The following is a 26,806-nucleotide window of genomic DNA, read 5'->3' on the forward strand; positions in this document are numbered from 1 at the left end:
GCCGCCTATCTCGCGCCGCATCTTCCGGGCGGCCGCGTGCGCCGATCATCACGATCAGGCCGAGCAGCACGATCGCTGCGACGGCCGCGATCCACACAGGCATCATGCCGCCGGCGGCTCCCACAATTCAATCGCATTGCCTTCGGGATCATGGATGCGCGCGAAACTGCCGGTCGATGGGTCGTTCCATTCGGGCTTGGTGATCACTTCGATACCTGCCGCGTTCAGTTGTTCGAGCAGGCCGTCGAGATCGGTCACCCGCAAGTTGATCATGAACTGCTTGTCCGCGGCGAAATAATCGGTGTCGGCTTTGAAGGGCGCGAAGACCATCGGGCCGCCGGTGACCTTCCAGAACCATTCGTCGGGGTCGCCTTCGCCACTGCTGTTGCAGCCCGCGCCGACGCCGAGATGCTCGCGATACCAGGCGTTCAGCGCATCGGGGTCCTGCGCCCGAAAGAACAATCCGCCCATTCCCACTACCGGCATATCGCCCTCCCCTCGTTTCCCACACCATATCCGCTCAGGCTGAGCCTGTCGAAGCCCGTTTCGAACGGACCCTTCGACAAGCTCAGGGTGAGCGGGGGGTCATGCGGCCTGCGCCACGCTGCCGTCGCCGGAAGCCGCATCGAGCAGCCGCCGCTCGATCGCCTTGAGCCGCGACGCGCCTTCGATCTTATCGCCGATCAGGTCGGTCAGATAGAAGGTATCGACGGCGCGCTCGCCATAGGTGGCGACGTGCGCGGAATGGATCGTGACCTTCGACTGGAACAGCGCGTGGGCCAGGTGATAGAGCAGGGCCGGCCGATCCCGCGCGTTGACTTCGATCACCGTGAAGCGGTTCGAGGCCTTGTTGTCGATCAGCACATTGGGCTCGATCGTGAAGGCATCGGCGCGCGGGCGGGACAGCGGCTTGGTCTTGAGACGATCGGAGAGCTTGGTTCGATTGGCGAGCGCATCGCCGATGCTTGCCTTGAGCCGATTGAGACGCGCGTCCTCGTCGAACGGGCGGCCGAGCGGGTCCTGGACCAGGAAATTATCGAGCGCCATGCCGTCGCGCGTCGTGTGGATGCGCGCGTCGATGATGTTGCCGCCGGCCACGTGGATGGCGCCGGCGATCCGATAGAAGAGGCCGGGATGATCCGAGGCATAGACCGTCACAAGCGTCGCGCCGCGTTCGGGATAGACCTGCGCTTCCACCGATAGCGCGGCATTGCCAGCGGCATCGACCAGGCGGGCGTTGCGCTCAAGCACGTCGAGCGGTTCGGCGATCCAATAGGGTTCGGTCAGCCGCTTGTTGAGCGCCGCCATGCGCGCCGGCTCCCAGCCCAGCGCGGAGGCAAGCGCCTCCTGCTTGGCGGCGACGCGCTCGCCGCGGCCCTTTTGCTTGTGGCCGAGCCGCAGCACCTCCTCGGCGGATTCGAAGAGATTGCCGAGCAGCTGGCGTTTCCAGCCATTCCACACGCCCGGGCCCACGGCGCGGATATCGACGATGGTGAGGATCAGCAGCAGCCGCAGCCGCTCGGGGCTCTGCACATGCTCGGCGAAATCGAGGATGGTCTTGAAATCCGACAAGTCGCGCTTGAACGCGGTGGCCGACATCAGCAGATGCCAGCGGACCAGCCAGGCGACGTTCTCGGTCTCCGCCGCGCTCAGCCCCAGCCGCGGGCACAGCCGCTCGGCGACCTCAGCGCCCAGCACCGAATGATCGCCCCCGCGACCCTTGGCGATATCGTGGAGCAGGACCGCGCAATAAAGCACGCGGCGGCTGACGACCTGCTGGAAGATCTGGCTGGCGAGCGGATGATCCTCCTTGAGCTCGCCCTTCTCGATCTGGTTGAGCAGCCCGATCGCGCGGATCGAATGCTCGTCCACGGTGTAGTGATGGTACATGTCGAACTGCATCTGCGCGACGACGCGGCCAAATTCCGGAACAAAACGCCCGAACACCCCGCTCTCGTTCATCCAGCGCAGCACGGTCTCCGGATCGCGAGGGCTGGTGAGCACATCGAGGAACAGGGCGTTGGCCTGATCGTCATCGCGAACGCGCTCGGCCAGGCGCGCATCGCGGGCGGCGGCGCGCATCGCCAGCGGATGGATTTCCAGCCCGTGCAAATCGGCGAGGTGGAAGAGCTCGATCAGGCGCACCGGCTTTTCGGCGAGGAAGCCGTCGCGCGGGATCGCGAGCCGCCCGCGATCGAGCGTGAAGCCATTGAGCTTTCGCGGGCTTCGAAACAGCGTGGGGAAGCCGAAGCGCGAGCCCCGCGCGGCGAACTTCTCGTCCAGATGCGCGAGGAAGACGCCGGTCAGGTCGCCCACCATCTTCGCCTGGAGGAAGTAGAATTGCATGAAGCGCTCGACCTTGGACTTGCCCGGCCGGTCCGAATAGCGCAGCCGCTCCGCGATCTCGCGCTGGACGTCGAAGGTCAGCCGGTCCTCGGCGCGATCGGTGATCAGATGGAGCTGGCAGCGCACCGCCCAGAGGAAATTCTCGGCGCGCTGGAACTGGCGGAATTCCTGGGCGCTGAGCAGCCCCGCCGCGACCAGTTCGGCGGGCTCGCGGACATTATAGGCGTATTTTCCGATCCAGAAGAGCGTGTGGAGATCGCGCAGCCCGCCCTTCCCTTCCTTGATGTTAGGCTCGACGACATAGCGGCTATCGCCCATCCGCTTGTGGCGGGCATCGCGCTCGGCGAGCTTGTCGGCGATGAAGTTGCGCGCGGTATCGGCCTGGACCTCCTGGCGGAAGCGCGCCGCGGCCTGATCGTACAGCTCGGTATCGCCCCAGACATAGCGCGCCTCCAGCAATGCGGTGCGGACCGTCACGTCGCTCTTGGCCTGGCGGACCATCTCGTCGAGCGAGCGCGACGAATGGCCCACCTTGAGCTGCATGTCCCACAGCGAATACAGCATGGATTCGATGACCTGCTCGCTCCAGCCGGTGACTTTCCACGGCGTCAGGAATGCCAGGTCAATATCCGAATGGGGCGCCATTTCGCCGCGGCCGTATCCGCCGACCGCAAGCAGCGTCATCCGCTCGGCGGCAGTGGGGTTCGAATTGCGATGCAGCCGCTCGACGGTGAAGTCCCAGAGCAGGCGGAGGAGCTGATCGGTAAGGAAGGCGCCCGCCGCCGCCGCCTCGAGCCCGCGTGAGGGGTGCTCCGCCAGCCGCCGCGCGATCTCCGCGCGGCCGGCGTCGAGCGCGATCCGCAATTCGGCGGTTCCGGCCTTGCGCAGGGCCGTCTCGTCCTTCGCCTCCAGCGCCGCAAGCCGCTCCGCGACCCCGCGCCGATCGATCAGCGCGCGGCGGTTGGGTACGGAATCGAAGCGGGCGGACATGGGTGCTTAGCTCGATCTAATAGCCGGCCTCAGCCGGCGTAATTTCAGGGTATCGAATGATGATTTTCCCCACCTCTGCCTCAACATTCGTTGGAACGCCTCGGTGTGCGTTCATATGATCCAGGCATTGAAGAATTGCTCTAAGCTTGTGTCGCGGAGCGGTTGGCAATGGCGGGCGGGTGAGGCTACTCGGCTGTTTCTGAAAGCTTCGATTGAATAGTCGGTCATGGTGCGCGCACATGTTTCGCAAATCGACTAGGCATTCTAGCCATTGGGTAAAAATCGTATCCTTGCCTACCCCAAACTGCTGCGCGACAGCGGTGCGCACGGACCCCTCTAGACATTGAAATATACGCGTGGCCGCTCCGAAGGTAAGGAACTCCTTGAGAGTCCATATCGGCGGCAAGGCTGGCGGAGAATATGTTTGCCGATAGTGCTTCGCTCTTCCATCCTTCGCTTTAGCATACACGCCGGTAAAGGTTTGTAGAGCGTCCAAATTTGCTGTCGGGTTTTTGAAAGCGGGAACGTCGTAATAGGGATGGCTTCCGAACCGATTGCTCAATTCCTCGGAAACCGCGTTGCGAAACAGCAATTCGAATTGCCCCACTGCTGCAAAGCACGCATCGCGCAGCGCCATGTCGCATTCATAGATGCGAAGAATATTCTGGTACGTGATGCCTGCCAGGAATGGTTTTCCCGGCAGCCCCATCTGCCTGCGGCTGAGAAAGTAAATTCGTAGCCGTTCGTAACCTATGAGCTCGATCTTGCGAGCAGCGACGTTGGGGCGTTGGATCACAAGGCCCTTGCTTCGCAAATGAGCGACACGCTGGGCTGGTGTGGCATGAAGCTTGGTATATGGAGTAAGCATCGCCATAGCGAACAGCAGATACAAGAAGGGCTGCCCTTTTGCACTCCCCGAAGGGACGTGTGGCAGCCCATGACAAATTCAACTTAATGTTGAATCCCTAATAATTCAACCCCACCAGCGTCGGTCTGTAGTTTAACACGCCTCAATCCCCCTTTTTCGCCACGCCCACCAGCGCCGGCCGCAGCAGCCGGTCTCGGATCATGTAGCCCGACTGGATTTCCTGGACGATCGTACCGGGTTCGACATCGGCGCTGGGCACTTCCATCATCGCCTGGTGGCGATTGGGATCGAGCATTTCGCCCATCGCGACGATCTTCGAAATGCCGTGGCGCGCGAAGACCGAATCCAGTTCGCGGCCGGTGGCTTCGAGGCCAACGACCAGCCCCTTCATCTTCTCGTCCTCGCGCAATTCGGGCGGGATCACCGATAGCGCGCGGCTGAGATTGTCGGCGACCGAGAGCACGTCGCGCGCGAAGGCGGTCGCCGCATAGGTCTTGGCGTCCTGCGCTTCCTTCTCGAAGCGGCGGCGGACATTCTGGGTCTCGGCTTGGGCATACATTACCGCCGCCTTGGCTTCGGCCAGCTCGGCTTCAAGCTCGCTCAGCCGACCCTGCTCCGTGACTTCGGGAGCGGGCTCGGCGGCTTCCTCACGAAGGTCCAGAGCCTCGTCCTGCACGTCGCCAGCGTCCGTATTCATCTTCTTGTCTTTCGTCATGTCTCTTCTGTTCAAGCAAGCAATCGGGCCAGGGTGGCCGCTGTGAAATCCACCATTGGCACTACGCGCGCATAATTCAACCTGGTTGGGCCGATCACGCCGACCACCCCCACCACGCGGCCGTCGAGCGCGCGAACGGGCTTGGCGATCACCGAAGATCCCGACAACGCAAAGAGCTTGTTTTCCGATCCAATGAAGATGCGCGTGGCCTCTCCTTCGCGCGCGCTGTCGAGCAGCCGGGCGATCTCTTCCTTGCCCTCAAGTTCATCGAGCAGGCCGCGCACGCGATCGAGATCCTCGGCGGCGGCAGTGTCGATCAGCCGCGCCTGGCCGCGCACGATCAGCACCGGGCGGCGGCCGCCATCTTCGCTCCACACGGCCAGGCCGCGCTCGACCAGGGCCGATGCAGCGCTGTCGAGCGCCGCGCGCTGATTGCGCAGATCGCTCTCCACGCGCGAGCGGGCCTGGCTGAGCGTCAGGCCGCCCAGCGTCGCGCTCAGATAATTGGCGGCTTGCTGGAGCGAAGCGGGGTCCATCCCGCCGGGCAGATCGACCACGCGGTTCTCGACCGAGCCGTCCTCGCCGACCAGCACCGCGAGTGCGCGATCGTGACTGAGCGGCACGAAGCCGAATTGGCGCAGCACCGGCTCGGCCTTGGGCACCAGCACCAAGCCGGCGCAAGCCGACAGGCCGGACAGAGCAAGCGTAGTGCTCGCCAGTGCATCCTCGACCGGCCCCGCCTGCCCCGCGCGCGCCTCGATCGCGGCGCGCTCCTCGGCGCTGGGCTCGCTTGCCTGCATCATCCCGTCCACGAACAGGCGCAGGCCCGTCTCGGTGGGCATCCGGCCGGCGCTGGTGTGCGGCGCGGCGAGCAGACCGAACTCCTCGAGATCCTGCATCACGTTGCGGATCGAGGCCGGGCTGAGGTTGAGCGCTGAGATTTTGGAGATCGTCCGCGATCCCACCGGCGCGCCGGTCTCCAGATACGAATCCACGACGATGCGAAACACGTCGCGTGCGCGGTCGGTGAGTTCGTGGATGGGGGGCGTGGTCATCTATTCCCGATGTAGGCGCAGCGGGAGCATGCCTCAACCGGGGTCAGGGCCGCTCGCCGATCAGCGCCTCCAGCGCCGGCAGCGCCTCGACCGCATCTCCCAGCGTCGAGGCCATCGCGGCGTTCTTTTCCATGTCGCAGCCATAATAGAAATAGAGGCGCTGGGGCAGCTTGCGGGGTGTGCGCCAGTGCACATCGACGCTGGGGAGATCGGTGGCGACCTGGCGGCAGATGTCGCTGCCCGGCTGGAAGACGCGGTCGCCCATCTCGGGCCGGTAGGGCGCGATGCGATCCGCGAAGGCTCGATATTCGGCCGGTGTCACGGTGAACAAGCGTTCGCCGGTAACGGCAGTGTGGCGCATGCCCACGAAGGTGCCCTTGCCATCCGCCGTGAGCGTGAAGCGGAACACCGGGCAGGCACCGAAGCATGGGCCGGCCTCATAGTCTATCCGCTCGAGCGCCGCGGCGGCCACCGGCTGCGGCCCATAATCGCCCCGCTCCGCCGTGCAGCCGGCCAGTGCCAGGATCATTCCCGGAATCATCCAACGCTTCGTCATGCCAGTCTCCAGTTCGGACCCGCGCCGACACTGGCGCGTTCCAACGCTTCCGTCTACGTCGCCCAGCACACCTTACAGGAGACTGAAGCAGATGCGCCCATCCGGCCGCGCCCCAGACGAGATGCGCAGCATCAGCATCGAGCCCAATTTCACGCGCCATGCCGAAGGATCGGTGCTGATCGGCTTTGGCGACACCCGCGTACTGGTTACCGCGAGCATCGAGGAGCGCATTCCGCCCTGGCTGCGCGGCAAGGGCGAAGGCTGGGTGACGGCCGAATATGGCATGCTGCCCCGCGCGACGCACACGCGCGGCAGCCGCGAGGCCGCCAAGGGCAAGCAATCGGGCCGCACGCAGGAAATCCAGCGGCTGATCGGCCGCTCGCTGCGCTCGGTCACCGATCTGAAGCTGCTCGGCGAGCGCCAGATCACGCTGGATTGCGACGTGATCCAGGCCGATGGCGGCACGCGCACGGCGGCGATCAGCGGCGCCTGGGTCGCGCTTCGGCTGGCGGTCAACGGCTTGCTCCAGTCCGGCGCATTGACTGTCGATCCGATCCAGCAGCAGGTCGCCGCGGTTTCATGCGGCATCTATCAAGGCAATCCTGTGCTCGACCTGGATTATGACGAAGATTCCAATGCCGATGCGGACGCCAATTTCGTGCTTCTTTCCAACGGCCAGATCGCGGAGGCGCAAGCGACCGCGGAGGGCGCGACTTATGACGAGGAAGGGTTGCTCCGCCTGCTCCGCCTGGCCCGCATCGGCTGCGGCCGGATATTCGAGGCGCAACTGAAGGCAGCGGCATGAACGGTCCCGACGAAGGCATTGGCGGCGACGCCCCCCAGGCGATCCGCAAGCTCGCGCCCGGCAAGCTGGTGATCGCGAGCCACAATGAAGGCAAGGTCCGCGAAATTCGCGCACTGCTGGGGCCCCACGGCATCGATCCGGTTTCGGCGGCCGAGCTCGACTTGCCCGAGCCCGAAGAGACCGGCACCAGCTTCGTGGCCAATGCCGAATTGAAGGCGCTGCAGGCGTCCGATCTCTCCGGCCTGCCCGCGCTCGCCGACGACAGCGGGCTTTGCGTCGAGGCTTTGGGCAATGAACCCGGCATCTTCTCCGCGCGCTGGGGCGGGGAAGGACGCGACTTTGCAATCGCGATGCAGCGTATCGAGGATCAGTTCGCCGCCCTGCCCCCAGAGACCGGGCGCAACGCGCATTTCGTCTGCGCGTTGGCGCTAGCCTGGCCGGACGGGCATGTCGAATGGTTCGAAGGCCGCGTGGACGGCACGCTCGTCTGGCCTCCGCGCGGCGACCGGGGCTTCGGCTACGATCCGATGTTCGTGCCGCACGGCTACACCCAGACCTTCGGTGAGATGGAACCAGACGCCAAGCATGCGATCAGCCACCGCGCCCGCGCTTTCGGCCAGCTTGTCGCGGCGGTGCTGCCCGATCGGGCTTGATCCGTTAAGCATCAATTCGATGCAACCATAGCCGACGAGCCCGGTTCTCTCCCGCAACACAGGCTCGGGGGAATATCAATGGCTTCGCTGCGACAGCTCGTAACCTTGATCGAGCATCTCCATGTTCGCGAAAGAGTGACCGATCATTCTGATCGCGCGAGCGCGGGAGCCGCTTCGCGCGGCGCCGATGCGCCGCGCGTCATCTCACTGTGCGGAAGCGCCGGGATCGAAATCGAAGCCGGGCTCCTGCCGGCGGCGCCCACCGGGATTGCCTAGATTATAGCTGAGGCTGAGCAGGAACAGCCGCCCGCCGCCGCGCTGCGTTACGCGATCACGGATCGTGGGCGTGTCGATCACCAGCACCTGGCGCGCGCTGTCCAATATGTTCTGCGCGGTCAGGACGAGGCTGAATCGCTCGCTGACTTTGCGGCGATATCCCAGGTTCACGATCCCGCTGGAGCTGCGATAGCCCTGAGGCAGCAACTGCTCACCTGAATAAAAGCCATTGAGCTGAAAGAAATCATTCGAAGTCGGCTGCCAGGTGACGTTCGCGCGCACGGTTCCGGTGGTGCCCGAGCGAGGAGCGGATATGCCAAGCTGGCGCGGATCGATCTCGTTCCACTGGAACGTGCCCGAAGCATTGTAGGACAGCGTCTTGCTCAGCTTGCCGTTCGCAACCAGCTCGGCCCCCACCCGGCGCGTGGTGGCCAGATTGGCGCGCGTCGAAAGGAATATGCCGCCGCCCAGATCCTGCACGACATCGGTGACGCCGCCGCGCGAATCGCGATAGAATCCGGTTACCGAATAGAAGGTCCCGCCATCGCGAAGCTGCCACGACAATTCGAGCGAGTCGGTGACTTCGGGGCGCAGCGAAGGATTGCCGCGGCGGACATTCTGGGGGTCGATATAGAGCGTATAGGGATTGAGATCCTGCGGCCCGGGGCGCTGGATGCGCCGGCTGTAGCTGGCGCGCAGCCGCTGCTTGTTGCTCAGCGCATAGCCGAGATGCAGCGTGGGATAGACGCGGAAATAATCCTGACTCACGCTGATCCCGTTGCTGACCTGATCGATGCCAAGCTCGACCTGTTCGGCGCGCAGCCCGGGCTGGAGCTCCAGCTTGCCCAGTTCGAACTTGAAGGTGCCATAGAGTGCGTGGACGTCCTGATCGAAACCGAACCGGTTGGTGAGCGCGGCGACCGGAAGGAGCGTATCGAAGCTGAGGCCGCGCCCGCCTGAATATTCGAAGTCGGTCCGGCCGACATCGAGCTCGTAGCCGATATTCAGCGATTGCCCGTCTGCCATCGGGCGCTTGTAATCCAGCTTCACGCCGTAATCGCCGCGATCGGCCGCATTGCGGATGCGCTCATAGCCGGCGGGCCCGGCGGGGAGGCTGGGCGTAGTGACGCCCTCGACCTCGCGGCGCAATTGGCCGGCTTCCAGCTCGATATCAGCAACGAGTTCGTGATCGCTTCCGGGCAAGGTGCGGCGCCACGACGCGGTCAAGCCGTAACCGCGGTTCATCATCCGCACGTCGGATGTACGCCCATAAGCGGAAGTGGGGCTGGAAAAGCTGTCGGTCCGCTGGGCATGAATGCGATTGTCGCGAAAGCTCAATTCGGTGCTCAGGCGGTTCTTCTTGTCCACATCATAATCGACGGCGAACCGCGCGTTGCGCGAGCTCGCGGCATTTTCCACCTTTGCTTCCAGGCGGCTATCGACAAAGGCCCCCGAAACCATGTCCAGGCGCGATCTTTCCTGCAGGGCGCTGCCGGTGTTCTTGAAACGGCGATAGCCAAGGTCGCCGCTCATCGTCAGGCCGGGGCGCGAGACCGCTCCGTTCAGGTTGAGCCCGCCGCTGCCATTGTCGCCCAGCGTCGCGCGGATCGTGGCGGATCGAGCACCCGGCCGGACCTGCTTGGAGACGAGATTGATCACGCCGCCCGACCCTTCGGGGCTGAAGGCCGCGGACGGATTGGTGATCACTTCGACGCGCTCGATCTGCCCGGCGGGCATCGAAAGCAGAACGTCCCCCCGCCCCTCGCCGCGCAACATCGCAGAGGGCCGCCCGTCGATCAGGATCGTCACGCCGGGATCCCCGCGCAGCGAAACGCCGCCCTGAAGATCTACCTCGACCCCCGGAACGGCGCGCAAGGCGTCCGCCACGGTCCCGGTCTGCGCCTGCAGGTCGTTGGCGACATTGAAGCTCAGGCGATCGGGCGACGAGACGACGTCGGAGCGCTGGCCGGTGACCACGACTTCGCTCGACTTGTCCGGCGCGGGCTGGGCCGGGGCGGACGGTTGCGCCGCGGGCGCGGGCGAAGTCTGCGCCTGGGCGAGCGCCGGCGCGGCAACGGGGAACGCCGCCGCGATTGCGGAAGAGCAGAGCTGAAGGGCTTTGAAATTCATGAACTGTGCTGCCTTTGATAGACGCCCGGCCCGCAAGCCGTGCGCCGTGCCCGAACCTTGGATGAGGAAGTGACTCTGGCGTTCCTGGCGATGAACGGCATGAGCGATCGGTGAGATTTCACTGAAATGATGTGGGCCGGATTTACCAATTGGTCCCCCTCCTCCTGAGCCCGCATATGCCGCATTTAAAGCATGCGTGCTAGTGAATTAATGCACTGATGCACCTGATTTCGGGCACTACGTCGCGGCGCTTGGGTAAGTTCGTTCCTTGCGCGTGCTAGAAGGCGAGCGTCGCAGCGTAGAATAATGCCGCGATCGCGGCGGACGCAGGGATCGTGATGACCCATGCCGTGGCGACGTTCTTCGCCACTCCCCAGCGCACCGCTGAGGCGCGCCGCGCAGTGCCGGCGCCGATGATCGCGCCGGTGATCGTGTGCGTGGTGGAAACCGGGATGCCCAGCGCGGACGCACTGAACACGATGATCGATCCCGACATCGATGCGCTGAAACCCTGATGCTGCGAGAGCTTGGTGATGCGCGATCCCATCGTCTCGATGATCTTCCACCCGCCGGTCATCGTACCGAGCGCGATCGCGACATAGCAGCTGATCGCCACCCAATGCGGGACTTCGAACTCGCCCGAGAGCCTTCCGGTGGAATAGAGCAGGACAGTGATGATCCCCATCGTCTTCTGCGCATCGTTGAGGCCGTGGCTCAATGAATAGCAGGCCGATGAGAGGAGATGGAGCGCGCGGAAGCTGCGCTCGGCCTGAAACGCCGTGACGCGGTGGAGCAGCCAGCTGCTGGCCAGCATCACCAGCATCGCCAGCAGCATGCCGAGCGTCGGCGAAAGAACGATCGCCACCAGCGTCTTGTTGAGCCCGATCCACTGGATGCTGCCCATTCCGCCATGCGCCACGCCGGCGCCGATCAGCCCGCCGATCAGCGCATGGCTGCTCGATGAAGGGATGCCGCGCAGCCAGGTGATCACGTTCCACGACATCGCCCCGCCCAGCGCTCCGAAGATCACCGCGGGCGTGATGACATCCTTGTCCACCAGCCCCTTGCCTATGGTCGCCGCCACCGCGTGGAGGCTGGGAAAGGCGATGGTCAGGAAATAAGCGGCGAAATTGAACACCGCGGCGAACAGCACTGCCTTTACCGGCGACAGCAGCCGCGTCGCGACGACGGTGGCGATCGAATTGGCGGCGTCGTGCAGCCCGTTCAGATAATCGAACGCCAGCGCGACGGCGATCAGGCCGACAAGCAGCGGGAAGGCGAGTTCATGCATGGGGGGCGGCTGCGATCAAGCGTGGTCGATCACGATGCCATCGATCTGATCGGCAACGTCTTCGAACGCATCGACGATACGCTCGAGATGCTTGTAGATCTCGCGCTCGGTGACGAAGCGCAGCGTGTCCGCCTTGCCGTATAGCTGGAGCGAGCGCTTGAGCCCCGCTGCATGGATATCGTCGGCATGCCCCTCGATCCGCACCAGCCGCTCGGTAAGCTCGTGCAGCCGGTCGCCGTTGCGGCCGATCTCGCGAAGCAGCGGCATCGCCTCCGCCGCCAGGCGCGCCGCATCCACGACGATGGCGGCCATGTCCTGCATCTCGGAGGGGAATTCGGTGAGCTCATACAGGTCGATCGCGGCCGCAGCCGCCTGCATCTCGTCGATCGTGTCGTCCAGCGAGCCGATCAGCGCCGTGATCGCGCTGCGATCGAACGGCGTGAGGAAGGTCCGCCGCACGGTCTGGAGCACTTCGCGGGTGATGTCGTCCGCGTCATGCTCGCGCTCGCCGATCTCGCGGATATGCTCGGCCGACGAAGGGCCGCCGGCCAGCAGCCGCGCAGTCGCCTCCGCCCCCGACAATACCGTCGCGGCATGCGCTTCGAACAATTCGAAGAAATTGCCCGTGCGGGGCAACAGGCGCTGAAACCATCCAAACATCGAAGCCAACCCCGTATGTCGTGTCATGGTGCTGAGCGCACCGGTGCGCCGCACCGCGGCCTTGAATTCGGCAGGAGCGAAGGAGCGAATCAGGTCCCTGAGATCAGGCTCATCTACTGCGTTCGCAGCTTCGGACAATCCGAACCATTTGCGTTCGCGCTCGCTTTGCTCCTTCCAGCTCGGCAGTTCGTCGTTCACCGCGAGCGGGAAGACATCGACGTCGATCATCAGCGAGGCCCCGCTGCCCCGGCGCTTGCGATAGCGATAGCTGCCCAATGCTATGGGGCAGAGCGCCCCGCGCACCCCCGCTTCGTCCTGCGCCTCGATCGCCGCGGACGCATGGGGAGACAGGCCGGGCTCACGGTTCCCCTTGGGGATCACCCAGCGGCCAGTGCCCCGCGAGGTGACCAGCAGCACCTGCACCGATGGCTCATTGGCGTTGCCCTCGATGCGATAGGGAAGAGCGGCAATCTGGCGAATGATCGAATCCCGGCGTTGATGCGCGGACGTGCATAACCGGTCCCCGGCTTCCCGTCATTTAGAAAGGGACCGGGCTGGGCTAGGCTGCTCGCGCTCTTGAAAGCCCGCTCGCGGCGGTGGTGGACAGCTCTGCCTCACTCAACGTCGCGGCAGGAGGCTTCTCGATCATCACGTCGAGCCCTGACCGGAGCGCCTGCTCGATCAGCGCCAGCCGACCGCGCGGCGGCGAGCATATCGATATCGCATCGACTTCCACGCCTCCATCATCTCCGCGATCATGCGGTAGCCGGGCACCCCATCGGCAGAATCGTGCTCGGTGACAGTCGCTACCAATTCGAAGTCGGGGCCCGCGATTAGCGGGGGATATGCTGTCGCGTGCGGTCTTTCCGATGCCGATCAGCGCAATTCGAATCGGCTCACAGCGCTGGCCCCCCTCGCAAGGCCATCCGTTACGCTTGGCGGCGGGTTATCCAAAATTGTACCTAGCGCAATCTGTCTCTCGGCGAATAATCAGACATATATGACGGCTTGGATCGTGCGCAGTCTTGGGATCAGTGACGTCATTAAAAACCATAAGTCATTAAGACTTATAACATATTTCATTAAATAAATTGATCGGACACCGCACCGAAACAAAAACCTTGCATCTCTCGCCCCTCCGATGCAGTTTTGTCTGACTAATGAGAAAACGATCCTTATAATGCGCTGCATTCGGGGACGTTCAGGAGAGGGGAAAACTGATGGCTCGGAAGTTGACGATTCTGTGTTCGGCGTCCTTTTTCGCTATGACGGCGATGGCAGTTCCCGCGTGGGCGCAAGACGCGCAGCCCGTCGAGCAGGACGGCGAGATCGTCGTGACTGGTATCCGCGGCAGCCTTGCCGGCGCGCAGGATATCAAGCGAGAAGCCGTCGCGGTGGTCGATTCGATCGTCGCCGAAGACATCGGGAAACTCCCCGATAACGCCGTATCCGACGCGCTTCAGCGCGTTACCGGCATTCAGGTTCAGCGCGGCGCCGGCGAAGCGAACACGGTGCTGATACGCGGCCTTCCCAACGTCACTTCCTATATCAACGGCCGTGAAACCTTCACGGGAACCGGCCGTGGGGTCGCGCTGCAAGACATCCCGGCGGAACTCGTCACGGGGATCGATGTCTACAAGACCGCCACACCCGACCTTATCGAGGGCGGTGTCGCCGGGCGGATCGACATTCGCCTGCGCCGGCCTCTCGACTTTGGAAAGGGCGTGACCGTCGCCGGCAGCGCGCGCGCTCTCTACAGCGACAAGCGCGAAAAGTGGAGCTACATCGCCAGCGGGCTGCTCAGCGGTCGCTGGGAAACCGCGAGCGGCCAGGAGTTCGGTATCCTGCTGGGCGCGTCATACAACAAGCGCCGCTATCGCGACCAGACAGCCTTCAACTTCGGCTTCAATACCTTCAGCAATGCCGCGACCGGCGGCGCGAGCGTGCTTATTCCCGATACGGTCGGCGCGCTGATCACCGATGGCAACCGCACCCGCCCCGCCGTCAATGCGTCGATCCAATGGAAGCCCAGTGCCGATCTGGAATTCTATGCCGACGGGCTCTTCACCGGCTACCGCAATGAGTATGACGTCAATTTCTTCGTGGGGCTGCCCAAAGCGGGCAATGTAACTGCGGTCACACTGCAGCAGGGCACCGTCCGGATCCCAAGCGACACCGCCTCCCGCGGCGTCGCCCGCTCGATCACGACCCGCGACAATTTCACCATCACCAGCAAGCAGGCCTTCAAGCAGAAGACCGATGGCTATCAGGCGGCAACCGGCGTCAAGTGGAACCCCGGCCCCGCGATGCTCAGCAGCGAAGTGAGCTACAACGAGAGCCGCGTGGCGAGCACCTCGTACATCGTCGACGCCAACTTCGTGGTTCCGCGGATCGACTATATTTTCGATGTCGACGGCACCCCGAACATCAAGGCGTTCAATTCGACCGGTGGCGCCTATGATCTCACCAACCCCGCGAACCTCAACCTGTTCGCGCTGTTCGACCAGAACAACCTGGCCACCAGCAAGCAGATCGCGTGGCGTACCGACCTGCTCTATGAATTCGATGCAGGCCCGCTCAAGAACTTCAAGATCGGCTTTCGCACCGCCCGCCGCACCGGCACCTCGGACGGCACCGGCGAAAATCGCTTCGGCCTGAGCGGGGCGGGTACGTCGTATCCGGGCTTCGGTGTTCAAGGCCCGACCAACATCCTCGGAGGTCGGGTAGGTGTGGATGGGTTCGCGCTCCCGAGCACCGATTTCATCAATGGGAACATCGACCGGTTGCGCGCCATCGCGGGAAGGCCCCCCGGCACCCCGCCCTTCGCGCCGACGCTGCATTTCGATCTGGTTGAGAAAAATTACGCCTTCTATGGCCAGACCCAGTTCGACTTCACCGATTCGGGGATACCGCTCGAGCTGTTGATCGGCGCGCGCGTGGTCAACAACGACACCAAGCTCGATGCCACCCTGGTGAATGCGGGCGTTGTCCAGCCGGTGAGCGGAAAGCGCAACGAACTGAACTTTCTCCCCAGCGCCACGCTCAAGTTTCGGGCGAGCGACGATGTCGTTCTGCGCTTGGTGGCAGGCGAATCGATCACTGCGCCGGAATTCGCTCAGTTGAACCCGGCCACCAACATCGCGCCCCTTGGCGCCACCGGCAATTCCTCGACATTCGGGGCGGGCAGCGGCGGCAATCCCAATCTCAGCTCGATCAAGACCCAGAACCTGGATGCGACGGTCGAGTGGTATTTCAACCGAACGGGTTCGCTCACCCTTTCGGGATTTTACCGCAAGCTGAATGGCTACATCCAGACCTACTCGGCAGTGGAATTCTTCCCAACCGGAGCCGGTGGCGCCTTGCAGAGCTATCAGGTCTCGCGTCCACGAAACACCGACAGGGGAACGCTGAAGGGCGTGGAAGTCGCCTATCAGCAATTCTTCGATTTCCTGCCGGGGCCGCTCAGCGGGTTCGGCGCGCAGGCGAACTTCACTTATGCGGACGGCGAAGTGCAGGCGCCTCCGGTCACAGGGCAGCCGCGCGTCATGCAGCGCATCACCCCCGTGTCCAAATACTCGTACAACCTCGTCGCGATCTACGAGAAATACGGGCTCTCGGCGCGGCTCGCCTATAACTGGCGCAGCGAATATGTCGATTTCTATGCCAACAACATCCCGGGTGGCTTGGTCGAGGTATCGCCAACGGCCTTCCTCGATTTCTCGGCAAGCTTCGACGTGACGCCGCAGGTCACTCTGTCAGTCGATGCGACCAATTTGCTCAACACGACCTACCAGGATTCGTTCGGTGGTTTCGCAATCACGCCGCGCGATACCCGCCAATTCGACCGCACCTTTGGGGCGGGCATCCGGTTCCGCTTCTAAAGAGGTTGTCGATGGTGAAAATTCGCGTGTTGCTTGCGTCGCTTGCCGCCCTGACCACAGTCACGGCGGTGGCGATGCCGCAAGCGGGCGGCGACGCGAAACCCCCTGGACTGGCGCTCCAGGGGGACATCAGCCCAGTGCACGATCCTGCCATCTTCAAGCAGGGCGGCGCTTATTATCTGTTCACGACGAGCCAGATCAGCGAGAAAAAGGGGCTGATCCACGTCCGTACCTCTCCCGACCTGATCAATTGGGCTCGCGCCGAGCCGGTCTTTGCGGAAATTCCCGCCTGGGCGACGAAAGCCATTTCGGGCACGCGCGGCATCTGGGCTCCCGATATCAGCAAGACCGGCGACGAGTACCGCCTCTATTACTCGATCTCGACCTTCGGGAAGAATCGATCGGCCATCGGGCTCGCTACCGCTCGTTCGCTCGATTCGAAAGCGCCCGGGGGCGGCTGGACCGACAAGGGCAGCGTGATCGAAAGCCAGCATACCGACGATCACAACGCCATCGATCCTGCCGTATTCACGGACGCGCAGGGGCGCCAATGGATGGCGTTCGGCAGCTTCTGGACCGGGCTGAAGATGGTTCGGCTCGATCCTGTCACTGGAATGCGCTCGGCTGAGGACAGAAAGCTCTATTCGATCGCGCGCCGCCGTACGCCCGGCGCGGTGGAGGCGCCTTTCGTGATCCGGCGTGGCGGCTTCTATTATCTCTTCGCGTCCTTCGATTTCTGCTGCAGGGGCGCCAAGAGCACTTATTACACCGTGGTAGGGCGGTCGAAGGAGCCGACCGGCCCTTATGTCGATCGCGAAGGCAAGGACATGATGGACGGCGGCGGCTTCGTCGTCCTCCATGCCCAGCTCGATGCAACAAAGCGGTTCGTCGGTCCCGGCCATGCCGCGGTCCTTCAAGAGGGCGGGCGCGAACATATCGTCTATCACGCCTATGACACCAAGGCATCGGGCGCGCCGACATTGCGCATCCAGCGGCTCGGCTGGACCGAGGACGGTTGGCCGGTGGGGTTGTAACCGCCAAGCGGAGCCTTGTGGGCGCCGTAAAGCGCTATCCCGCTACGGTGCTCGGCTGCAGATTTCGGCCGAGGCGCGATTTGGATGGCCGCATGCGCGACCGCGTGGTGTCGAGGAACGCCATGTCCACCAGATCGGCCATGGTCTCGTGCGCGACTTCCGCGTCCCCGGCTGCGATCGCCTCATACACCAGCCGGTGATCGGGTATCGGATCGCGGCGTAGCGGGCTGTTGCGTTGCTTGAAGATCGTGGTCCACGAAACGGCCGCGCTGACACTGCTGGTTAGCGAGGCGAGGAAAGGATTGCCGGACGCCTCCAGCAATGCCGCGTGGAACTCCTGGTCGGCGATCCGCCCTTCTTCCACCGCTAGCGTGTGCAGCGCCATGCCTTCCAGCGCCTGCGCCATCCGCTCCAGGTGCGAAGTGGTCCGCCGCTCGGCCGCCAGCGCGGCGGCCTCGGGCTCGACGATCATGCGCAGCTCGAAAAGGCTGGCGAGCAGCGCATCATCCGGCTCGAATTCGAAAATCCAGGACAAGACATCGGGATCCAGAAGATGCCACTTGGCCAGCGCACTCACCCGTGTGCCCGTCTTGGGACGCGATTCCACCAAGCCCTTTGCCGCCAGAATGCGCAGCGCCTCGCGATAGGCGGTGCGTGAAACGTGAAGCCGGTCGCTCGCGGCGACTTCGTTGTTGAGCACTTCTCCCGGCTGATACCGGCCCGATACGATCAGGATGCCCAGGTCGCGCGCGATGTTGCCGTGCAGACGCAGCGACTTTCGCCGGGCGCGTACATCGGGCGCCTTGCTGGTCTTGGTCTTGGGGGGCATCATCCGACTCTAACTCTGTGTGCAGCAGGACAACAAGGCGCTATGCCGATGCCGTAGCGAAAACGTTCCACGAGAGCGGCTTGAGTGTAGCCGTGAGCGTGGTCCCCTGGATCGCGGCGGCTGGGTGCGCCACCGGCGCGACCCGCTCGGGCGCGTCCTTAGAGTTGATCGCCTTTAGATCGCTGTCATGCAGTTCATGCGCCGCGCGCAACGTCCGTTCTCCCATGCCTCGCAACTCGACGGTCAGCTCCATACGCTCGGTCAGGCTGCGGTTGAGGGCGAATATGCTTGTCTCCCCCGTCTCCGGATCGTCTACGATCGAAGTCACGAGCAAGGGCAGGCCGTCGCGGCCTCCGGCGGAGAAGCTGTCGGTGGCGACTTTCGCGCGCAGCACGTTGCCGCGGCCATAGCGTGATGCCTGTGCGAACGGATGGAAGATCGTCTGGCGCCACGCCGGTCCCCCGGTTTCCGTCATGATCGGCGCGATGGCGTTCACAAGCTGCGCCAGGCACCCGGTTTTCACGCGGTCGGCGTTGTTCATCATTGTCATCAGTGCGCCGCCGATCACCAGCGCGTCCTCGAAATTATATATCTCCTCGAGCAGTTTCGGGGCCTCGGGCCAGCCGGGCTGGCGCAGGTGTTCGCCATGATGCGCCTTGTACCAGACGTTCCACTCGTCGAGCGAGAGCATGATCCGCTTGGTGCTACGGCGTTTGGCGGCGACGGCGTCGGCAATCGCGGCGACCTCGACGATGAAGCTGTTCAAATGGTCGATCGCGGTCAGGTATTTGGCGATGTCGTCGGCGTCGTTGCGGAAATATTGGTGCAGCGAGATATAATCGACCTGTTCGAAGCAATGATCGAGCACGGTATATTCCCATGCGGCGTAGCTTGGCATGTCGAGATGCGACGAGCCGCAGGCCGCCAATTCGAGCCCGTCCGAACTCCACCGCATCATCTTGGCCGTTTCCTGCGCGATCCGGCCATATTCCTGCGCGGTTTTAGCGCCTGTCTGCCATGGTCCGTCCATCTCGTTGCCCAGGCACCAGAACTTGATGTCATGCGGCTCTTCATAGCCGTGGCTGCGTCGAAGATCCGAGTAATAGGTGCCGCTCGGGTGGTTGCAGTATTCGAGGAAGTTTTGCGCCTCCGCGGGCCCGCGCGTTCCCAGGTTCACGGCGAACATCGGCTCGATCTCGGCAGCCTTGCACCAATCCATGAATTCGTTGGTGCCGAACTGGTTGGTCTCGGTCGATCCCCAGGCGAGGTCGAGCCGCACGGGCCTCTCTTCCTTCGGGCCAACTCCGTCTTCCCAATCATAGCCGGAGACGAAATTGCCGCCCGGGTAACGCACGATCGTCACGCCGAGTTCGCGCGTCAGCTCCAGCACGTCGCCGCGAAACCCGTTGGCATCGGCGGTCGGATGGCCCGGCTCGTAGATGCCGCCATAGACGCATCGGCCCAGGTGCTCGACGAAGGTGCCGAAGACTCTCCGGTCGAGGGGAGCGACGATGAAGTCGCGGTCGGCGATAACGTGTGATTTGAGCATTATGGGCTCCTGGGCGGTGCTACAGGTTCTGGAGTATGGTATTCACGCGCCGTTCCATGTCGGCGAGCGCCTGGTCGATCGGCTTGGCGCCCGAGATCGCGGCAGCCGCTTCCTGCCCGACGATATTCTCGAGCGGGAATTGTCGGCGGACGTCCTTCCGCAGCGGCGTCACGGCCTGTGCCAGGTCGGCAAGGTTGGAGCGGTGCGGCAGCGAGCGCCACGCCGGGCTATCGATCACCGCCTGGAATGAGGGCAGGTGCCCCGTTCGCGCCCAATGCGCGTCCTGTGACGCGAAGAACACCAGGAATCGCAGCGCGGCCTCGCGCTCGGCGGGGGTGCGCCGGGGATCGTGCGGCATCACCCAATTATGCCCGTCGCCGAACGTGACGTCGCGCCCCGAAAAGAGCTGCGGATAAGGCACCACCGTGTAGCCGTCGGACAGCGGCCTGCCGGGCTTGCGCGATTCCTCGTCGAAGGTCCCGACCATCCAGGTGCCGGCCAGCGTGACGCCGCCGCCGCCGTTCAGGAAACTCGATACCGCCGCGCTGTAATCCTGGTTCCTCGTCGTGAAATTACGCTCGTGGATCGTCCTGAAAAGCTGCAGCGCCTTGTGCGCCTCGGGCGTCCGAAAATTGGCGTGGCGCGCGTCGGTGAACAGGGTCCCACCCTGCTGCATGACGAACGTATAGAAGTTGCGGGCGAAATTGGCGTATTCGTTGGCGGTCGCCTGGATCAGATACGGCTTGCCGGTGCGCTCGCGGAACTGCTGGGCCTGGGCGAAGAGTTCCTCGGGCGAGCGCGGCATAACCGGCTTGCCGTCCTTCACCAATCCCGCCTTGCGAAAAAGGTTGAGGTTGACCTGCCAAAGCTGCGTCCAGGTATCGATAGGCAGACCCCACACCGCTCCGTCGATGGTGACCGCGGCGCGCGCGGCATCGGTGAAAGAGGCCGGGGCCACCCCGCGCTTCACCAGCTCGGGGCCAAGTGGATCTAGCAGTCCGCGCGCCTGATAGTCGGCAATGACCGATCCGTGCATTGTGACGAGATCGGGCGGATCGTTGGCGGCAAGCTGGGCGGTGAGCTGGTCGTAGCCGGGCCAGAAGACGATATTCTCGACCACATCTATATCGGGATTGTCGGCCTGGAAGCGGTTGATCGCCGCAGTCATTATTCCGCATTCGCCCTCCGCTTTCGCTACGTCGGCAACCGCTCCATATTCGGCCTCGCACGCTCCGAAAATGCGTTGGATCACGAGCTGGGTGCGCTTCGGCGATGGCGGGCTGCACGAGCCGAGCAGCGCCAGCGCGGCCGCCAGGGCCAGGATGCCATTGCGGATCATCGCCCTGCGGCTCCCGCCACGGCCTGCACGATGTATTTCTGGAAAAACAGATAGACGATCAGGATCGGCAGACCGGCAAACACGGCCTGCGCCATCAGGAAGCCAAGGCCCTCGGTCTGTGCGAAGTTCATCTGGCTCGATGCTATGCCAACCGTGAGCGTGAACATGTCCTTGTTAGTCGCCGAGATGAGCGGCCACCAATAATCGTTCCAGGCGGAGAGGAAGGTGAAGATGCCAAGCGTCGCTTGCGCGGGTATCGTAAGGGGAAGCAGCACCTTCCAGAAAATCGTGAAGCGAGAGGCGCCGTCGAGCAAAGCCGCTTCGTCGATGTCGCGCGGGATGGCGCGGAAATATTGCGTCATCAGGAAAACGCCGAAGGGCGCCGCCATGCCGGGCAGCATCAGCGCGGCATAGGTGTTGTGCAGAGCTGCAGCGCTGAACAGCTGATGCCGGGCGATGATCACCGCCTGCTCGGGCACGGCCAGCCCGAGCAGCACGATCACGAACAGGATGTTGCGCCCGGGGAATTCAAGCCGGGCGAAGCCGTAACCAGCGAGCGAGGCTAGCACAAGCACGCCAGCCGTCATCCCGAGCGAGACGATCAAGCTGTTGCCGATCCAGCGGAACACTTGCCCGTCGCCGAGCAGGGTGCGGTAATTCTCCAGTGTGTAGGGGGCGTGGAACACCGAATTGGCGTCGCTCATCAGCGCCGCGTTAGCCTTGAACGACAGCGCCAGCACCCACACCAATGGAAGCATCATCAGCACAGCGGCGGCGCATACGAGGACGAGCGCCACCGGGTGAATGCGGCCCACCCCCCTCATTGCCGCTCCCCGCGCGCCGACACCCAATATTGCACCATCGCCGCCACAAGGATCATAGCGAACAGTATCTGTGCGGCCGCTGCGGCATAGCCGAGTTCCCACTGTCGCCAGCCGGCTTCGTAAATGAACAGCACGATCGGCCGCGAAGCGTTGTTGGGTCCGCCCAGCGTCATCAGCTGCGCCTGGCCGAACAGCTGGAATTGCAGGATCACTTCGATGATGATGACGAGGATGAAGGTGCGGCGGATCGCAGGGAGTGTGATGCGCCGCAGGGTCGTCCATCGCGACGCGTTGTCGAGCGCCGCCGCCTCGTACAAATCGCGAGGCACCTGCTGAAGCGCGGCCAGGAACAACACCATCGGCAGGCCAATGCACCACCAGATGCTCGTGATCGCGATCGCGGGCATCGCCAGCTTCTCGTCGTTCAGGAAGGCCGCCGGCGTGCCGCCCAGACCCCTGGTGATCACGCCCAGCAGGCCGCTATCGGGCAGGAACACGAGCCGCCAGACCAAGGCGACCACAGTAACCGAGAGTACAGTCGAGGCGAAGAAAATCGTCCGCAGCACCGAGGCCCAGCGCGCCTGCCGATTGAGCGCCAGCGCCAGCGCGAGCCCCACCGCCGCCAGCGCAGGGACGGTCAGCAGTACGAAATAAAAGGTGTTCCAGACGGTCTGCAGAAATATCGGGTCGCCGAACAGCCGCACGAAGTTTCCAAGCCCCACCCACCGCTCGAAGCCGAACAGGTCGCTCTTGGTGGTGGACAGCCACATCCCGATCGCGAGGGGTATTGCGATCATCGTGACGAACACGGCCAGATACGGCGCGACGAACAATGCGTTGCGCCAATCGCCCGTTCGGCCTCGCGCTGAAATTGCCGTGGTCACGCGGCTACGGCTGGGTGGTGGCCGAGCCCACCGGCATCGAAAAGATGGGCGGCGCGGGCATCGATCGCCAGCCCGATCTTGTCACCGGCCCGGACTGCCGACACTCCCGCATCTTCCGCCACCAGCCGCGAACCGTCGGCCAGCGCGGTGTGCACCAGCGTACGTTCGCCGAGGCGCTCAACAACTTCGACCACGCCCAGCGTAGTGGCCCCGTCGGGGGCGGCGACTCTCACCGATTCCGCTCGCAGGCCCAGCGTAAGCCCTGCCTGGGGCAATCCTGCGGACGGCACTGCAGTATCGAGGTTCGTGCCGTCCGACAGCCGAACCCGCGCCATGCCGCCGTCGCCGAATATGGCAACCGGCAGCAGGTTGATCTTGGGAGAACCCACGAACGCCGCCACGAACCTGGTGCGCGGACGAAGATAGATTTCCATCGGCGTCGCGACCTGCTCGACCTTGCCGCAGTTGAGCACGACGATGCGATCGGCCAGCGTCATCGCCTCGACCTGGTCGTGCGTCACGAAGATCATCGTCGTGCCGAGCCTGCGATGAAGCTGGGCGAGCTCAAGCCGCGTGCGCACGCGCAGCGCAGCGTCGAGATTGGACAGCGGCTCATCGAGAAGGAACACTTCGGGCTGCTTGACGATCGCGCGTGCAATCGCAACTCGTTGCCGCTGTCCGCCCGAGAGTTGCCCCGGCTTGCGCTCCAGCAACTCGCCGATCTCCAGGCTGGCCGCTGCCGTCGTGATCCGGTTGCCGATCTCTTCTTCCGCTATCCGCAGGTTGCGAAGCCCGAACGCCATATTTTCGCGCACGCTCATGTGCGGGTAAAGTGCGTAATGCTGGAACACCATCGCCACGCCCCGCTCACCGGGGGGCAGCGGATCGACACGTCGTCCGCCGATGCGGATTTCGCCTTCATCGACGGTTTCCAGCCCTGCAATCATCCTGAGCAGGGTTGATTTCCCGCATCCCGAGGGGCCAAGAAAGACGACGAGCTCGCCAGGTTCAATCGTGAGCGACAGGCGATCGATCACGGTCACTGACCCAAAAGCCTTGCTCAGATCCACCAAGGTCACGCCCGTCACGCACCGCTCTCCCCTCTATTTGTCTGATGATTACGGGTTCAGCGGCGGGTGTCAACCGCAGCGCTGGACACATCCGCCTATCCTCCGGACGTTTGGCAGCCATGCTGTCAAGCTTCCCAGGTGTGCAACCAGATTCCCTGCGTCGCTCTGCTCTCCCTACTGGACGAGTACCCATTAGTCGGACAATATACGGTTCCGCTGTCTGGAGAGATCGATGGTTGAGCTTAGCAAACGCGAACTGCTTGCCGCCCCGCTTGCTTCTCTGGCCTTTCCAGGCGCCGCTCGAAGCCAGGAGCCGCCCCAGCCCTCCGCCGCTTACGATTTGCCCATGGTTCGCGGCCGATTTGCGCCGACCCCGGAATCGCTGAAGGCCTATCAGACGCCCGGCTGGTTTCGTGATGCAAAGTTCGGCATCTGGTCCCACTGGGGACCCCAGGCGGTGCCGCGCGCCGGGGATTGGTATGCCCGTCACATGTATATCCCCGGTCACCCGCAATATGACCATCACGTCAAAACCTACGGCCACCCGACCAAGCATGGCTACAAGGACATCATCCCCTTGTGGAAGGCCGAGAAATGGGACCCCGACGCGCTGATGGACCTCTATGCCGCCGCCGGCGCGAAATATTTCGTCAGCATGGGCGTTCATCACGACAATTTCGATTTGTGGAATTCGAAGCATCACCGGTGGAACTCGGTGAAGATGGGGCCGAAGCGCGACATCGTCGGGGACTGGAAGAAGGCCGCACTGAAGCAAGGGCTGCGCTTCGGCGTTTCCGAGCATCTCGGGCCCAGCTACTCCTGGTTCTACCCCAGCCATATGTACGATCAGGTCTGGCCGCACGGGGGCCAATCCTATGACGGAGCGGATCCGGCTTATGCCGACCTGTACCATCCCCCGCACAACGAACCCTTTCGCTGGGGCCGTTCCTGGTATGCGAAGAATCCGCAGTGGCACCAGATCTGGTTCAACCGGATCAAGGATCTGCTCGACAGCTACCGCCCCGATTTCCTGTACACCGACGGAGGCATCCCGTTCGAAATCGTCGGGCGGACGATGCTCGCGCACTTCTATAATGCAAACATGGCCGCCCATGGCGGCAAGCTCGACGCGGTTTACGCCTACAAGGACCTCGGCACTGGTGAATTTTACGCCGAAGCGGGAGTTCAGGATGTCGAGCGTGGAGTGCTGAAAGGCATCAACGCGCTGCCGTGGCAGACCTGCACGTCGATGGGGGATTGGTTCTACAGCGAGGGCTATAAGTACAAGACCACGCCGGAAGTGATCCATATGTTGAGCGACATCGTCTCGAAGAACGGCAATATGCTGATTAACGTCGTTCAATATCCCGATGGCAGCCTGCCGCCTGAATCGAAGCGGTTCCTGGACGAGATGGCGGCGTGGATGGCCGTGAATGCCGAGGCGATCCACGGCTCTCGGCCATGGAAAATCTTCGGTGAAGGCCCGACCGAAGCGGCGGAAGGCGCTTTCAAGGAAGGCGCTGCCTACACTCCTAAGGATATCCGGTTCACGACCAAAGGCTCGGCGCTGTATGCGATCACTCTGGGCGAGCCCGCCGGCGCAGTAGCGATAAGGTCGTTGGGTCGGGGCGCGGGGCACGAGACGCGGGCGGTAAAAAGCGTGCGCCTGCTCGGCGTTCCGAGCCGCTTGACGTTCCGCCAGACCCCCTCGGCCTTGCAGATCGACTTACCCGGCCGGACCCCAACGAGATACGCCAGCGTCTTCAAGATCGGTTTCGCGTGATTGCTTATTCGCAATCGAGCGGGCAGTTTTCACCCGATCCGATCGGCGCGCGGGGAACCGCTTAGAGCACACGAAAGAAGCATCGATGCTAAACGTGACCGGCCTGTCGGAGCGGAGCCGCTGCCAGTCTCCCCATACACATTCACCCGTTTTCGCACAGATCAAGCCACGAACCTGACAACGAGTAAACGGCCTACCGGATCGATAGCTGGAGCCGCTCGTTACACCGGGAGGGCCATAGTTCGAACGCCCGCTTTCGCCAACTGCCGCCCGAAAGCTGCCTGACGGTTACCGCCCCATAAGCCGTCGGGCGAGATAGAGGGTTGCGGGCCGTGGCAACGGGCCCGCAAGGACCGAGGGACCGGGAGATCCATGCCCCCGCTACAGCAGCTTCAGGCCGATCGCATTCTGATCAGCTTGTCCCCTGATCGAGAAACGCATTGTCCAAAATTGTGAACGGTTCGAGCCTGCAGCCTTTGTCAGGCGGCCCTCCGAAAATGATCGTCCTTCTTCTCCATGGCTACGGCTCGAATGGCGCCGACCTCATCTCGCTTGCTCCGCATTGGCAGCAGACCGTTCCAGACGCCTTGTTTTTGGCCCCCAATGCACCTCAGCGCTGCGGGGGGACGAGATCAGGCTACCAATGGTGGCCGCTTTCAGCGTTCACTCCTCAGGCCTTGGCATCCGGCGCGGCTACCGCGGCACCGGCGATAAATGCGTTTATCGACCGCAAGCTTGCTCAATACGGCTTGGGAGAACGCAACCTCGTAATCGTCGGATTCAGCCAAGGTACGATGATGGCGCTCCACGTTGGGCTCCGCCGCGAGACGCAGGTCGCAGGGATACTGGGATATTCCGGGATGCTGACCGGCGCAGTTGAGCTGGCCCACCAAAGGATCACGAAACCGCCAGTGCTGCTCCTGCACGGCTCTGCCGACCCTGTCGTCCCCGTGTCGGCACTGCACGCTGCGGAACACGTCCTGCGCCGGCTTGGGATTGATGTCGCCACGCACGTGTCGGTTGGACTCGGTCATAGCGTCGATCCAGTTGGTTTGCGCATGGGCGCCGAGTTTGTCGGGCGAGTCCTCAACGGGGGAGCCAGCCCAGATAACGGCGACAAATGACGGCTTCCGGGCCGATTACGGAACGGCAGCTTTCGACGCGGGACAAGGGGAAGCCGACATTGGAACGGGTGTGCGAGAACCTAGTTCGAGCTATGCCGCGCGAGTAGGTCTCAGCGCAAGCGAGCACCTGCGTTCGCAGCGCAG

The 26,806-nt window shown here is 63.4% G+C and carries 22 protein-coding genes; 6 read left to right on the forward strand and 16 right to left on the reverse strand.

The genetic code is table 11. From position 1 onward, the window contains the following. Nucleotides 1-102: 102 nt before the first annotated feature. The 6 genes from VF617_RS06755 to VF617_RS06780 form a co-directional block, all read right to left on the reverse strand. Entirely contained in the window at nucleotides 103-486 is a 384-nt protein-coding gene (locus VF617_RS06755; RefSeq protein ID WP_331014110.1) for a VOC family protein, read from the reverse strand. 99 nt (nucleotides 487-585) lie between these two features. Further along, nucleotides 586-3,336 (reverse strand): [protein-PII] uridylyltransferase, encoded by a 2,751-nt coding sequence (locus tag VF617_RS06760; RefSeq protein ID WP_331014111.1) that lies wholly within the window; start codon nucleotides 3,334-3,336, stop codon nucleotides 586-588. A 16-nt stretch (nucleotides 3,337-3,352) separates the two neighbouring features. Then, the gene (locus VF617_RS06765; RefSeq protein ID WP_331014112.1) at nucleotides 3,353-4,228 is read right to left on the reverse strand and encodes an Abi family protein; all 876 of its coding nucleotides are present in this window, start codon (nucleotides 4,226-4,228) and stop codon (nucleotides 3,353-3,355) included. A 118-nt stretch (nucleotides 4,229-4,346) separates the two neighbouring features. Continuing rightward, complete coding sequence (grpE, locus tag VF617_RS06770; protein WP_414713987.1) at nucleotides 4,347-4,901, reverse strand: nucleotide exchange factor GrpE; 555 nt, start codon at nucleotides 4,899-4,901, stop codon at nucleotides 4,347-4,349. A gap of 29 nt (nucleotides 4,902-4,930) precedes the next feature. Beyond that, nucleotides 4,931-5,974, reverse strand: a complete 1,044-nt coding sequence (gene hrcA, locus VF617_RS06775) for a heat-inducible transcriptional repressor HrcA (protein ID WP_331014114.1) — start codon at nucleotides 5,972-5,974, stop codon at nucleotides 4,931-4,933. A gap of 43 nt (nucleotides 5,975-6,017) precedes the next feature. Continuing rightward, on the reverse strand, nucleotides 6,018-6,530 hold the full coding sequence (locus tag VF617_RS06780) for a DUF6438 domain-containing protein (protein WP_331014115.1): 513 nt from the start codon (nucleotides 6,528-6,530) through the stop codon (nucleotides 6,018-6,020). 91 nt (nucleotides 6,531-6,621) lie between these two features. Here VF617_RS06780 and rph point away from each other — a divergent pair, with 91 nt between their 5' ends. Beyond that, a complete protein-coding gene (gene rph, locus VF617_RS06785) occupies nucleotides 6,622-7,335 on the forward strand; it encodes a ribonuclease PH (RefSeq protein ID WP_331014116.1) in 714 nt (237 codons plus the stop codon). Next, nucleotides 7,332-7,988 carry an RdgB/HAM1 family non-canonical purine NTP pyrophosphatase gene (gene rdgB, locus VF617_RS06790; RefSeq protein WP_331014117.1) on the forward strand — a complete coding sequence of 219 codons (657 nt, stop codon included), beginning with the start codon at nucleotides 7,332-7,334 and terminating at the stop codon, nucleotides 7,986-7,988. The genes rph and rdgB overlap by 4 nt, the downstream gene beginning before the upstream one ends. A 204-nt stretch (nucleotides 7,989-8,192) precedes the next feature. Here the strand turns inward: rdgB and VF617_RS06795 are convergent, their stop codons facing one another. The 4 genes from VF617_RS06795 to VF617_RS06810 form a co-directional block, all read right to left on the reverse strand. Then, a complete protein-coding gene (locus tag VF617_RS06795) occupies nucleotides 8,193-10,394 on the reverse strand; it encodes a TonB-dependent receptor domain-containing protein (RefSeq protein ID WP_331014118.1) in 2,202 nt (733 codons plus the stop codon). Between the two features lie 277 nt (nucleotides 10,395-10,671). After that, nucleotides 10,672-11,685: an inorganic phosphate transporter gene (locus VF617_RS06800; protein ID WP_331014119.1), complete on the reverse strand. Its 1,014-nt coding sequence runs from the start codon at nucleotides 11,683-11,685 to the stop codon at nucleotides 10,672-10,674. A 15-nt stretch (nucleotides 11,686-11,700) separates the two neighbouring features. Continuing rightward, nucleotides 11,701-12,825, reverse strand: a complete 1,125-nt coding sequence (locus tag VF617_RS06805) for a DUF47 family protein (protein ID WP_331014319.1) — start codon at nucleotides 12,823-12,825, stop codon at nucleotides 11,701-11,703. A 79-nt stretch (nucleotides 12,826-12,904) separates the two neighbouring features. After that, on the reverse strand, nucleotides 12,905-13,237 hold the full coding sequence (locus VF617_RS06810; RefSeq protein WP_331014320.1) for a Gfo/Idh/MocA family oxidoreductase: 333 nt from the start codon (nucleotides 13,235-13,237) through the stop codon (nucleotides 12,905-12,907). 382 nt (nucleotides 13,238-13,619) lie between these two features. Here VF617_RS06810 and VF617_RS06815 point away from each other — a divergent pair, with 382 nt between their 5' ends. Further along, entirely contained in the window at nucleotides 13,620-16,226 is a 2,607-nt protein-coding gene (locus VF617_RS06815) for a TonB-dependent receptor (protein WP_331014120.1), read from the forward strand. A gap of 11 nt (nucleotides 16,227-16,237) precedes the next feature. Continuing rightward, the gene (locus tag VF617_RS06820) at nucleotides 16,238-17,260 is read left to right on the forward strand and encodes an arabinan endo-1,5-alpha-L-arabinosidase (protein WP_331014121.1); all 1,023 of its coding nucleotides are present in this window, start codon (nucleotides 16,238-16,240) and stop codon (nucleotides 17,258-17,260) included. A 34-nt stretch (nucleotides 17,261-17,294) separates the two neighbouring features. On the opposite strand, the gene VF617_RS06825 is transcribed toward VF617_RS06820, so the two are convergent. The 6 genes from VF617_RS06825 to VF617_RS06850 are packed head-to-tail and all read right to left on the reverse strand — an operon-like array spanning nucleotide 17,295 to nucleotide 23,773. Beyond that, nucleotides 17,295-18,089: a FadR/GntR family transcriptional regulator gene (locus VF617_RS06825; protein ID WP_331014122.1), complete on the reverse strand. Its 795-nt coding sequence runs from the start codon at nucleotides 18,087-18,089 to the stop codon at nucleotides 17,295-17,297. 40 nt (nucleotides 18,090-18,129) lie between these two features. Beyond that, nucleotides 18,130-19,638 carry an alpha-N-arabinofuranosidase gene (locus VF617_RS06830; RefSeq protein WP_331014123.1) on the reverse strand — a complete coding sequence of 503 codons (1,509 nt, stop codon included), beginning with the start codon at nucleotides 19,636-19,638 and terminating at the stop codon, nucleotides 18,130-18,132. Nucleotides 19,639-19,657: 19 nt separating this feature from the next. Next, nucleotides 19,658-20,977, reverse strand: a complete 1,320-nt coding sequence (locus VF617_RS06835) for an extracellular solute-binding protein (RefSeq protein WP_331014124.1) — start codon at nucleotides 20,975-20,977, stop codon at nucleotides 19,658-19,660. Beyond that, entirely contained in the window at nucleotides 20,974-21,801 is an 828-nt protein-coding gene (locus VF617_RS06840) for a carbohydrate ABC transporter permease (RefSeq protein WP_331014125.1), read from the reverse strand. The genes VF617_RS06835 and VF617_RS06840 overlap by 4 nt, the downstream gene beginning before the upstream one ends. Next, the gene (locus VF617_RS06845) at nucleotides 21,798-22,685 is read right to left on the reverse strand and encodes a sugar ABC transporter permease (protein WP_331014126.1); all 888 of its coding nucleotides are present in this window, start codon (nucleotides 22,683-22,685) and stop codon (nucleotides 21,798-21,800) included. Before VF617_RS06845 ends, VF617_RS06840 begins: the two co-directional genes overlap by 4 nt. After that, the gene (locus VF617_RS06850) at nucleotides 22,682-23,773 is read right to left on the reverse strand and encodes a sn-glycerol-3-phosphate ABC transporter ATP-binding protein UgpC (protein WP_331014127.1); all 1,092 of its coding nucleotides are present in this window, start codon (nucleotides 23,771-23,773) and stop codon (nucleotides 22,682-22,684) included. Before VF617_RS06850 ends, VF617_RS06845 begins: the two co-directional genes overlap by 4 nt. Before the next feature lie 214 nt (nucleotides 23,774-23,987). Between VF617_RS06850 and VF617_RS06855 the strand changes: the two genes are divergently transcribed. Together VF617_RS06855 and VF617_RS06860 are read left to right on the forward strand one after the other, a co-directional pair. Then, entirely contained in the window at nucleotides 23,988-25,538 is a 1,551-nt protein-coding gene (locus VF617_RS06855) for an alpha-L-fucosidase (RefSeq protein WP_331014128.1), read from the forward strand. 497 nt (nucleotides 25,539-26,035) lie between these two features. Then, nucleotides 26,036-26,662 carry an alpha/beta hydrolase gene (locus VF617_RS06860; protein WP_331014129.1) on the forward strand — a complete coding sequence of 209 codons (627 nt, stop codon included), beginning with the start codon at nucleotides 26,036-26,038 and terminating at the stop codon, nucleotides 26,660-26,662. Nucleotides 26,663-26,806: the final 144 nt, after the last annotated feature.

Source organism: Sphingomonas sp., from assembly GCF_036388215.1.
Taxonomy (GTDB): domain Bacteria; phylum Pseudomonadota; class Alphaproteobacteria; order Sphingomonadales; family Sphingomonadaceae; genus Sphingomonas.